8 protein-coding genes are annotated in these 10858 nt (G+C 46.9%); 3 read left to right on the top strand and 5 right to left on the bottom strand.

Annotated features, from left to right (window positions below; all coding sequences use genetic code 11):
* Nucleotides 1-451 precede the first annotated feature (451 nt).
* The 3 genes from hemG to QMA41_RS22940 are packed head-to-tail and all read right to left on the bottom strand — an operon-like array spanning nt 452 to nt 3115.
* A complete protein-coding gene (hemG, locus tag QMA41_RS22950) occupies nt 452-979 on the bottom strand; it encodes a menaquinone-dependent protoporphyrinogen IX dehydrogenase (RefSeq protein WP_021458010.1) in 528 nt (175 codons plus the stop codon).
* Between the two features lie 9 nt (nt 980-988).
* Entirely contained in the window at nt 989-2446 is a 1458-nt protein-coding gene (locus tag QMA41_RS22945) for a TrkH family potassium uptake protein (protein WP_038514275.1), read from the bottom strand.
* Nucleotides 2447-2491: 45 nt separating this feature from the next.
* Entirely contained in the window at nt 2492-3115 is a 624-nt protein-coding gene (locus QMA41_RS22940; protein WP_281630692.1) for a YigZ family protein, read from the bottom strand.
* 257 nt (nt 3116-3372) lie between these two features.
* On the opposite strand from QMA41_RS22940, the gene fadB reads away from it, so the two are divergent.
* Together fadB and fadA are read left to right on the top strand one after the other, a co-directional pair.
* Nucleotides 3373-5544, top strand: a complete 2172-nt coding sequence (fadB, locus tag QMA41_RS22935; protein ID WP_281630691.1) for a fatty acid oxidation complex subunit alpha FadB — start codon at nt 3373-3375, stop codon at nt 5542-5544.
* A 12-nt stretch (nt 5545-5556) separates the two neighbouring features.
* Nucleotides 5557-6732 (top strand): acetyl-CoA C-acyltransferase FadA, encoded by a 1176-nt coding sequence (gene fadA / locus QMA41_RS22930; RefSeq protein WP_006957435.1) that lies wholly within the window; start codon nt 5557-5559, stop codon nt 6730-6732.
* A gap of 70 nt (nt 6733-6802) precedes the next feature.
* Here fadA and QMA41_RS22925 read toward each other — a convergent pair whose 3' ends face one another.
* Nucleotides 6803-8422 carry a diguanylate cyclase gene (locus QMA41_RS22925; RefSeq protein WP_281630693.1) on the bottom strand — a complete coding sequence of 540 codons (1620 nt, stop codon included), beginning with the start codon at nt 8420-8422 and terminating at the stop codon, nt 6803-6805.
* A 152-nt stretch (nt 8423-8574) separates the two neighbouring features.
* Nucleotides 8575-9492 carry a DNA-binding transcriptional activator PunR gene (punR, locus tag QMA41_RS22920; protein WP_064488926.1) on the bottom strand — a complete coding sequence of 306 codons (918 nt, stop codon included), beginning with the start codon at nt 9490-9492 and terminating at the stop codon, nt 8575-8577.
* 141 nt (nt 9493-9633) lie between these two features.
* Between punR and punC the strand changes: the two genes are divergently transcribed.
* On the top strand, nt 9634-10833 hold the full coding sequence (punC, locus tag QMA41_RS22915) for a purine nucleoside transporter PunC (RefSeq protein WP_065740951.1): 1200 nt from the start codon (nt 9634-9636) through the stop codon (nt 10831-10833).
* The last annotated feature ends 25 nt before the right edge of the window (nt 10834-10858 follow it).

The following is a 10858-nucleotide window of genomic DNA, read 5'->3' as shown; positions in this document are numbered from 1 at the left end:
CTCAATGAATACTGAACATTACATAAGTAATGTTTGAATTGACTGTGCTGAATCCGAAGATTCAATGGTCACTTCGTTTCATTGAAACCTAATTTGAAGCCGAAGCTTCTAATTGGATTATCATCAACGAGTGCCCACACAGATTGATAGGTTTATATTGTTAAAGAGCTTTCGTTTTAAGCCTTACTCAAAACGGACGGCCATTTTAGCGAGATAAAGTTTAGTGTCAACCACTTTTTTCAAACTTATTTTCAAGTGTTTCCACTTGGCTAATCGACCTTGCTAACTGAGTTTTATTGTTTCGAAACATAAGCTTCGAAGCGTTCCCGTGTCAGCGAGGGGGCATTATAGAGATCGAAATAATCTTGGCAACCCCTTTTATGCATTTTTTTACGTTTTTTTGCCTTTCGGTTAATCTTTAAGCCCAAACGGCCAAATCCCAACCTTATTTTCACAAATTGCTAAACTTTTGGGCAAATAAGGCGACTTTTTTCCAGTTGGTATATTCAACTTCTTTACTGGTGTCGGTCTCACCGCCAGTCATACTCATAATGAATTTAATCATCATTTTATCGAACCAGTTATAGCGAGGGTAATAAAGCGCACCAGCAAACACACCTATCAGTTCCGGCTTCCAAGGCGATTTGACTAAGAACTTGCGAATGTAAGCACTGCCTTCCGGCGTATCCTTACCTTGGTCTTCTTTTCTGGCGGTTAAATTCACGCAGAAAAAACCGACCTTACCGGACTGCAGTTTCTCTTTGTGTCGCTCAATAAATTGATATAAGCGCTTGTTTAAGTGCCCGTACCGTATTGAAGCACCGATCAACACTTTATCGTATTGCTCGAAGTCGATGTGCTCTGCGCTATGCAAATCGAGTGTTTCCACAGTCAGGTGTGAAAGCTCTTGCTCAATATACCGAAGAATCTTTTTTGTCTGGCCTTCACGAGAAGAATAGAGAAATAGTGCTTTAGTCACGAAAGCTCCTTAGCTGCGCCAAAAAGTCGGAGTTAGTAGAATCAATAAAGTGAAGATCTCAAGGCGCCCAAATAGCATAGAGACAATGAGTACCCATTTGGCCTTGTCATTCACATCGCCGAAATGCAACGCCACCTCTCCTAAACCTGGACCAAGGTTGTTGAGTGTTGCTGCCACAGCAGAGAAAGCGCTTAGCTCATCCATGCCTGTTGCAATCAAACCCAGCATACATACTACAAAGACCAGCGCGTAGGCGGAGAAGAAACCCCATACCGCATCGACCACACGTTGAGACAGGGCGGTCCCTCCAACTTTGATGGTATAGACGGCTCTCGGGTGTACCAAACGCTTTAACTCACGCGCCCCTTGCAGGGTAAGCAACAAGATACGTATGACTTTCATACCGCCACCCGTTGAACCCGCACAACCTCCTATAAAGGAAGAAAACAGTAACAATACGGGTAGAAACAGAGGCCATTCTGAAAAGCCAGTTGTCGTAAAACCGGCTGTGGTTGAGATAGACACTGTCTGGAACAGCGCCTGATCGAACGCATCATAGACGGAATCGTAGGAATGGTGATTCAGCAAGATAAGGAAGCACACGATAAAGAGTAGTGCTTGTATAAAGATGAAAGCGCGAAACTCAGGGTCCTTCCAGTAGTATTTAGGATGGACACCACCGGATGCAAACGCGGCAAAGTGCAAAGAATAGTTACATGCCGAGATTAACAAGAACACCACGGTAATCATGTTAATCGCGTAGCTATCAAAGTAGCCCATACTAGCGTCATGGGTTGAGAAGCCACCAATCGCGATGGTCGAAAAGCTATGGCCAATGGCGTCAAACGGCGTCATACCCGCCAACCAGAATGCCAAGGCACAAGCGATCGTTAAGCTCAGATAGATGTACCACAGCGCTTTCGCGGTTTCAGCAATTCGAGGCGTCATTTTACTGTCTTTAACTGGCCCAGGAATCTCAGCGCGATAAAGCTGCATACCACCAATGCCTAGTACGGGCAGAATTGCCACAGCAAGTACGATGATTCCCATCCCGCCGAACCATTGAAGAAACTGCCGATAGAAGAGCAAGGCTTTAGGCAACTCATCAAGGCCGACAATGACGGTAGCTCCCGTCGTCGTTAGAGCGGAGAACGATTCAAAAAAGGCATCGGTCACCGACACATTCGGGTTATCAGATAGTAAAAATGGGATCGATCCGGCGCTGCCAATAACCGTCCAGAACAGAACTACGATCAGAAAACCATCGCGTGCTTTAAGTTCATGCTTGTGGCGACGATTGGGCCACCAGCAAATGGCACCACAGATAAACAGGACAAAGAAAGTCGTGACAAATGGCACACCCGCACCGTCACGATATATTAACGCGACCAGCGCTGGAGCTAGCATTGAGACACTAAAAAGGGCGAGCAATAGCCCGACAATCCGAATAATTGAACGAAACTGCATGAATTGATGATTACTGAAGCTGAGCTTCCGACTTCCTGATTATCTTTATTTTCCGTCTAAAGGGGTCACCAAGGCTTTGGCACCACTTTTATTGATTATGGTTTGGGTAAAGTCACTCACATAGCGAAGCTCGATTTCCACGACCATCTTTACTTGTTCACTATAGTCAGTCTCCACTTCTTGCGCGCTAAATTGCGGCAGTAAGGCCTGAACAATAGCAATAAAGCCATAGTCTAACTCCAGTAATAGCTTTGTGGTTATTTTTTTCTCAATTGTTTGAAGCGACTTGAGCGCCTGCTGGACACCGCCGCCATACGCTTTTACTAAGCCACCCGTACCAAGTTTGATTCCGCCTGAGTATCGGGTCACCACTGCAGTAATCTCGCCCACTCCAGAACCAGACAGTTGAGCTAAGATAGGTTTACCTGCCGTCCCTGAAGGTTCGCCATCGTCACTGAATCCCCATTGCATAGAGTCTTCTGGCCGGCCTGCTACAAATCCCCAGCAGTTATGCCTCGCATCTGAATGCTGAGCTTTTACCTGCTCGACAAACGCCTTGGCGGCCTCTATCGAAGGGGTATGCGCTAGCTGAGTAATAAATACACTTTTCTTAATTTCTTCTTCAAATAGAGCAAGTTGAGCAGGGATAAGATAGGGCTGGTCGTTCATATTATAGGGTCACTTTTTACTATCATGTCAGTTTATCATGCTCGCCTAATAAGAGCCCTTAAAAGATCGGCCACAGCGCACAATGTTAAACACTTGTTTAAAAAATGTATTGAATTTAATTCTGGCTGAGTCCACACTAAAATAACTGGTCTAACCAGAATAAAAATAAAGCGACATTTCTATATGCTGGCCCGCAAGCCGTGCGCTTGAGGCCGGTATACGCGCAATCCCAAGATTGTATGTCATGGAGATAGATAATGATTTACCAAGCCGAAACCCTACAGGTAAAGGAATTACACGACGGTATCGCTGAGCTAAGTTTCTGCTCACCAAATTCTGTCAACAAGCTCGACCTAGCCACACTGGAATCACTCGATAAAGCTCTCGATGCACTGAATGCACATCAGGGTCTAAAAGGTCTGTTACTGACTTCAGATAAAGATGCTTTCATTGTCGGCGCAGACATCACCGAATTCTTAGGCCTATTTGCCAAAGAAGAAGCCGAACTCGATAAGTGGCTGCAATTTGCTAACAGCATCTTCAATAAGCTTGAAGATTTGCCTGTACCAACCATTTCTGTGCTGAAAGGTCATACTCTTGGCGGCGGATGTGAGTGTGTACTTGCTACTGACATGCGCATTGGTGACAAAACCACCAGCATTGGCCTACCAGAAACTAAACTCGGTATCATGCCTGGCTTTGGCGGCTGTGTACGCCTACCTCGCGTCATTGGTGCTGACAGTGCAATGGAAATCATTACACAAGGTAAAGCTTGCCGCGCAGACGAAGCGCTAAAAATTGGTCTACTAGATGCAGTTGTCGACAGTGAGTCACTGTATGAATCCGCGCTAGCAACACTTACACAAGCGATTAATGAGAAGCTTGATTGGCAGCAGCGCCGTAAACAAAAAACCTCTGCACTTACACTGAGTAAGTTAGAAGCAATGATGAGCTTCACGATGGCGAAAGGCCTAGTGGCACAAAAAGCAGGCCCACATTACCCTGCGCCAATGAAAGCGGTCATCGCCATTGAAGAAGGTTCACGTTTTGCACGTAACGAAGCCCTAGATATTGAACGTAAGTACTTCATCAAACTGGCTAAGTCCGAAGAAGCGAAAGCGCTGGTTGGCCTTTTCCTTAACGATCAGTACATCAAGGGTATTGCCAAGAAAGCGGCAAAACACGCCAACAAACAAACTGAACGCGCAGCCGTGCTCGGCGCGGGTATTATGGGTGGCGGTATTGCTTACCAGTCTGCTCTGAAAGGTGTGCCGGTCATGATGAAGGACATTGCTCAGGCATCTTTAGACCTCGGTATGACAGAGGCGTCTAAGCTGCTTAATAAGCGCTTGTCACGCGGCCGTATTGATGGATTTAAGATGGCGGGCATTCTGGCATCAATTACTCCTAGCCTGCATTACGCGGGGATTGAAAATTCGGATGTGATTGTTGAAGCCGTGGTAGAAAACCCGAAAGTAAAAGCCGCAGTATTGAGTGAAGTAGAGCAACAAGTCAGCGAAGATACTGTTATCACTTCCAATACTTCAACGATCCCAATTAACTTATTGGCTAAGTCGCTGCAGCGCCCAGAAAATTTCTGTGGTATGCACTTCTTCAATCCTGTACATCGTATGCCTCTCGTTGAGATCATCCGAGGTGAGCACACCTCTGATGAAACCATCAATCGCGTTGTTGCTTACGCCGCTAAGATGGGTAAATCGCCAATCGTGGTCAATGACTGCCCAGGCTTCTTCGTTAACCGCGTACTCTTCCCGTACTTTGGCGGTTTCAGCATGCTACTTCGTGATGGCGCGGACTTTACTAAAGTCGACAAAATCATGGAGCGCCAGTTTGGCTGGCCGATGGGCCCTGCTTACCTACTGGACGTGGTGGGTATTGATACCGCACACCACGCACAGGAAGTCATGGCGCAAGGTTTCCCTGAGCGCATGGGTAAGTCATCTCGCGATGCGATTGATGCTCTGTTCGACGCCAACAAATACGGCCAGAAGAATGGCAGCGGTTTCTACAGCTACAGCGTAGATAAGCGCGGTAAACCGAAAAAAGCCTTTAGCGACGAGATTTTACCGATTTTGTCTGACGTATGCAGCCAAGCTCAAGAGTTCGACGATCAGACCATCATTCAACGCATGATGATTCCAATGATCAACGAAGTCGTGCTGTGTTTGCAGGAAGGCATTATTGCTTCTCCACAGGAAGCTGACATGGCATTGGTATACGGTCTGGGCTTCCCTCCATTCCGCGGCGGTGTGTTCCGCTACCTAGATAGTGTGGGCATCGCTGAGTTTGTTGCGATGGCAGAGCAGCACCAAGGTCTTGGTGCTATGTATCAGGTTCCACAAATGCTGATTGATATGGCTGCCAAAGGCGAAACCTTCTATGGCACTCAGCAACACGGTTCTATCTAAGGAGATTCCCAAATGGCTTTACAAACAAGAAACGTCGTTGTCGTAGATTGTCTGCGTACACCAATGGGGCGCTCTAAAGGTGGCGCTTTCCGACACACACGTGCTGAAGATTTATCAGCCCATCTGATGAAAGGGATTCTGGCTCGTAACCCTCAAGTTAATCCGAGCGAAATTGAAGACATCTACTGGGGCTGTGTTCAGCAGACTCTAGAACAAGGCTTTAACGTCGCCCGTAATGCCGCCTTGCTGGCGGGACTACCGATTGAGATCGGTGCTGTTACAGTCAACCGCTTATGTGGTTCTTCCATGCAAGCATTGCATGACGGGACTCGCGCTATCATGACAGGTGATGCAGAAATCTGCCTGATTGGTGGTGTTGAGCACATGGGCCACGTGCCGATGAATCACGGTGTTGATTTCCACCCCGGTATGTCTAAAAACGTCGCGAAAGCAGCAGGCATGATGGGTCTGACAGCCGAAATGCTGGGTAAGCTGCACGGCATCAGCCGTGAACAGCAAGACGAGTTTGCGGCACGCTCTCATGCTCGCGCTCACGCCGCTACAGTTGAAGGTCGCTTTAAAAGTGAAATTCTGCCAACTGAAGGTCACGCAGCAGACGGAACCTTGTTCACACTAGACCACGATGAAGTGATTCGTCCAGAAACATCAGTAGAAGGGCTTTCTCAGCTTCGTCCGGTATTTGACCCTGCGAATGGTACAGTCACAGCAGGTACATCATCCGCGCTTTCAGACGGCGCGTCTGCAATGCTGATCATGAGTGAAGACAAAGCCAATGAGCTCGGACTTACGATTCGAGCTCGTATCAAAGGGATGGCGATTGCGGGCTGCGATCCTTCTATCATGGGCTATGGCCCAGTACCTGCGACGCAAAAAGCACTAAAGCGTGCTGGCCTGTCAATTGAAGATATGGATGTGGTTGAGCTTAACGAAGCCTTCGCAGCACAGTCACTACCATGTGCAAAAGACTTGGGTCTGCTAGATGTGATGGATGAGAAGGTCAACCTTAACGGTGGTGCCATTGCACTAGGTCACCCATTAGGTTGTTCTGGCTCACGCATCTCAACCACACTGATCAACTTGATGGAGTCTAAAGACGCCAAGTATGGTTTAGCTACCATGTGTATCGGTCTGGGTCAGGGCATTGCGACTGTGTTTGAACGCCCTTAGGCGTGTTGCTTAACATAACAAAGGCCAGCAAATGCTGGCCTTTTTTCACCTGAATTTATTTACCTAAATTCTAAGCTGGACTTTCTTCCAGCTCCACGACTTCTAGACCGGGCTTCTTATGTGTCCGGTATTCGTCATAGTTTACGACTCGGCTTCGGCCTAAATCTTTCGCCATATACAGAGCCTGATCAGCCATCTTGACTAGAGACTCCATATCTGAGGACGGTTTTGGATACGTTGAGACACCAATCGACACACCAAGCTGGCCCAAAGATAAACCTTTATGTTCCAGGTGCAGTGAGCGCACAGCTTCACAAAGGGTATTGGCAAACTCAGTCGCCTGCTTCATATTAGATTGCGGAAGCAACACCGCCAGCTCTTCACCGCCTAAACGACAGGCAATCTCATCATCCCCGACACTACGCTTCAGCAAGGCACTGATTTCCTTGAGAACAAAGTCTCCAGCATCATGGCCAAAGTTATCGTTAAAGCGTTTAAAGTGGTCTAAATCAAGCATCAGCAATGACAGCGGCTGCTCTGACGTTGCCGAGTTCATCGCATGCTCAGTCAGTTTTTGCTCGAAGAATCGACGATTAAACAGACCCGTTAAAGGATCGCTCAGTGCCTGAGAGCGCAATTTCTCTTGGAGACTTAAATTCGCCAAGGCTAAGCCTAAATGTTCAGCCACGCTGAATGCCAGCTGTTCAGTAATCTCATCGATCTCAACCTCACTCGAACCAAAATAGAGATGCATGATACCTATGGTATTTCCGTGTGCCGTAAGTGGGATACACAGGGTTTGATTGTCTCCCACGTTTTCCATATGTTCACAAGATAAAGTGTGGAATTCATCATTAGATTGATACACCCGCCCTTTGCGTAATGACCAGCACTCATCAGGAGCAAAGCTTCGGCTGCCTGGCCACTCTTCCCCCCAGTCTAGCTGAGTCACAAGCTGATTACGCGACGCACGCATCAGCGACACGCTACCATTCACATTGCCAAGAATTCTCGGTAGGACATCGGAGACTATTTTCTGCGCTTCAACCATGTTGTTGCAGGCGGCAAGCATATTGGCGAGCCGATGCATCAATTCAATCTCATTGGTACGCTGGCGAATTCGCTCATCTTGCTTGGTTTGTTCTTCTTCAACCCGTAGGTTAATTCGTCTATTGCTGAGATAAGAGGTACCGACCAAAAAGCCGATACTGAGTATGACCATAATCGTCAGAATGGTCATCAGTTCAAAAGTCATCTGCTTTAGGTGGTACATAGGCGAAGACAAAACAATCACAAAGTCATTGCCATTGATGCTTTCTTTTTTCGAGTAGTAGATGCGATCCGTTGATGTCACTGTACTGAAGCGAACATCACTGCCTTCACCTGTTTCCAGCGCTTGCTGGAAGTCAGGACGGTTAGCATGATTCTCTACTCGCGCTAACGCGTGATCGGATAAGTCAGTATCAGCTATCACAACACCAGTAGGATCAATCACCTGAATACGCATTTGAGTATTAGCTTGGGTCAGATCGCCAATGTAATCATCGACATCTAGCTCAGGAGTGAACTTAGCGCTGTCTTCACGAATGACATAAATGACATCCGACATCAGCGAAATGAGGTGAGAACGTTCGCGCTCTACGACTAGACGTTCCAACGTGATGTAAAAGCCATACAACCCAACCAGCATAGAAACCGACAAGGTCAAAATAGGCAGCACCTGCCATTTTTTGTCAACTATCCTCAAACTGCAGTACCTCAACAATTTACAGAATCATGTATTGGATAGTATCAAGCCGCTTGTAAATAACAATCTGCTAACATTAACAATTTGAATCTGGTTCAATTTGATGCATAACGCAGCCAGTCGTTGTGTAACTTATCTCCACTACCTAAATAATCCACCATCCACTGAATCAATTTGTGATTGTCATCTTTGCGCCAAACTAGGCAACAGCGGCTGATCGGCTTGTCATCTGGCAATAACTTCTCAACCAACTGACCTTCATGGATCAATGGCATCGCGATATGACGCGGCATATAACCCACGCCGACCCCATTTTTTAAGCACTCGATGGCACTGTACCAGTTAGGCAGTAGCAAACGGCGTTGATGGGGGTAATGACCAGTGTGACGTTTAGGCAGTACATTGGAGGTATCATCAAGGCATATCGCTGGAAATTGACTGACAAACTCCTCAGTCAGATTTTGCTGGCGTACACAAGCATGGCTGGGTGAAGCGACAAATGCCCAATCTAAGATTCCCATATCCCGAACTTCAAAATCTCCACCAACGGGAATCGCCGACGTCGCACCAATGACAACATCAGCTCTGCCCTGAGAGATGGCTTCCCAAGAACCGTTGAACACTTCCATATTGATCTGCAGCTCAGCATAAGGAAAGGTTTGATAGAAATCCTCTATCAATGGCTTGAGGCGTTCCAATTTAACGACATTATCTAACGTCAGTTTGAGTGTTTTTTGCCAACCGTGCGCTGCACGCTTGGTTTGCGCTTTCACTTCTTCCATCTGTCGAAGCATTGCCCTAGCCTGTTCAAGAAACACTTCCCCAGCGGGCGTTAGCTCTACCTTTCTTGGTAAGCGACGAAACAGCACCACATCCAATTCCTGCTCCATTTGGCGAATGCTGTAGCTAATGGCAGATGGCACTTTATGCAAAACCTCCGCTGCCGCTGTAAAGCTGCCAAGACGAGCCACTGTATCCACCAGCTCTAACGAAGTTTGAGAAAATACACTCATAGCCACCTTTCAAATTTTTTGATGAATAACTGCAAATTTTAGCGTTTCAATTTCACTATCACGAAAAATAGAATAGCAAAGTTAATAAAAAGGTTGGCGCCAACTTATAACAATCCGTGAATTTTTTTGAATGGAAAGATGATGAAAATCTCTAAATTACAACTTTTCTATTTAGCCTCGTTATCAATGCTAGGTTTTATTGCCACAGATATGTACTTACCTGCCTTCAAAGCAATGGAAGGTGATTTTGCTACTGGCCCAGAACAAATTGCGTTATCCTTGACTGTATTTCTGGTCGGTATGGCGATTGGCCAACTTTTATGGGGGCTGGCATCGGACAGATTTGGCCATCGAAATACGCTAGCCGCAGGTTTAGGTTTGTTTACCGTGGCCTCTTTTGGTCTTGCTTTTAGCGATCAAGTCTGGCAATTACTGACACTTCGCTTCATTCAGGCCATCGGCGTCTGCGCACCTGCAGTGATCTGGCAAGCCATGGTCATCAAACGTTACTCCAGCAGCAGCCAACAAATCTTCGCCACTATTATGCCGCTAGTGGCACTATCTCCCGCTTTAGCACCGCAGTTGGGTGTTGTACTGGCAGATAACTTCGGCTGGCACAGTATTTTTGTTGCCCTGACGCTAATGGGTTTATTGCTGGTAGCCACGACTATGGCACAAAGCAATGAAAAGGAGCCAGCTAAACAGACTAGCATGAGTTCAGACATCAAAGCGCTAGTCGGCTCAAAGACTTATTTGGGCAACGTCATGATGTTTGCAACCGCATCAGCTGCATTCTTCGCGTATCTGACCGGTATGCCGGAAATCATGGCTCAGCTTGGTTACGAAGCTAAAGATATCGGTCTAAGCTTTATTCCTCAGACGATCGCCTTTATGGCTGGTGGTTACTTAGGTAAAAAAGGGGTAGCCAAATTCGGGGATGAAAAAGTACTGCGTCAGTTGATTGGTTTATTCAGTGTCGCTTCACTGCTCGTGTTTATCGCCTCACAATGGCAACTAACGTCTATCTGGCCGATTCTTGCACCCTTCTGCTTAATTGCCGTTGCTAACGGTGCGCTTTACCCGATTGTCGTCAACCGTGCATTAGCCAGCGCTAAGCAAAGCCCAGCTACTGCAGCAGGACTGCAAAATAGCTTGCAGATCTGCGTCAGCAGTCTCGCCAGTGCGTTAGTCGCGGCGATGGCGAGCCAAGCTCAAGTAGTCACAGGCATTGCAATCGTGATTTGTATGAGCGGTCTGTGGCTTGGCTACATTGTTTCTAACCGTCAATTGTCAGAACAGTTTACCGCCCCAGATAATTCTCGTGTCGTCAGTGACGAGTAACCAATTAAAAAGAGCCGCGTTATGC

Origin of the sequence: Vibrio sp. St2 (assembly GCF_947311885.1) — a bacterium.
Classification (GTDB): Bacteria; Pseudomonadota; Gammaproteobacteria; order Enterobacterales; family Vibrionaceae; genus Vibrio; species Vibrio coralliilyticus.
Note: the sequence above shows the minus strand (reverse complement) of the source record. Positions and strands in the feature narration are given on the sequence as shown.

Excerpts from the sequence above, each read along its gene's own strand:
- QMA41_RS22945 (WP_038514275.1), bottom strand. The coding sequence starts at position 2,446 with ATGCAGTTTCGTTCAATTATTCGGATTGTCGGGCTATTGCTCGCCCTT.
- QMA41_RS22940 (WP_281630692.1), bottom strand. The coding sequence starts at position 3,115 with ATGAACGACCAGCCCTATCTTATCCCTGCTCAACTTGCTCTATTTGAA.
- fadB (WP_281630691.1), top strand. The coding sequence starts at position 3,373 with ATGATTTACCAAGCCGAAACCCTACAGGTAAAGGAATTACACGACGGT.
- fadA (WP_006957435.1), top strand. The coding sequence starts at position 5,557 with ATGGCTTTACAAACAAGAAACGTCGTTGTCGTAGATTGTCTGCGTACA.
- QMA41_RS22925 (WP_281630693.1), bottom strand. The coding sequence starts at position 8,422 with ATGCTGGTTGGGTTGTATGGCTTTTACATCACGTTGGAACGTCTAGTC.
- punR (WP_064488926.1), bottom strand. The coding sequence starts at position 9,492 with ATGAGTGTATTTTCTCAAACTTCGTTAGAGCTGGTGGATACAGTGGCT.
- punC (WP_065740951.1), top strand. The coding sequence starts at position 9,634 with ATGAAAATCTCTAAATTACAACTTTTCTATTTAGCCTCGTTATCAATG.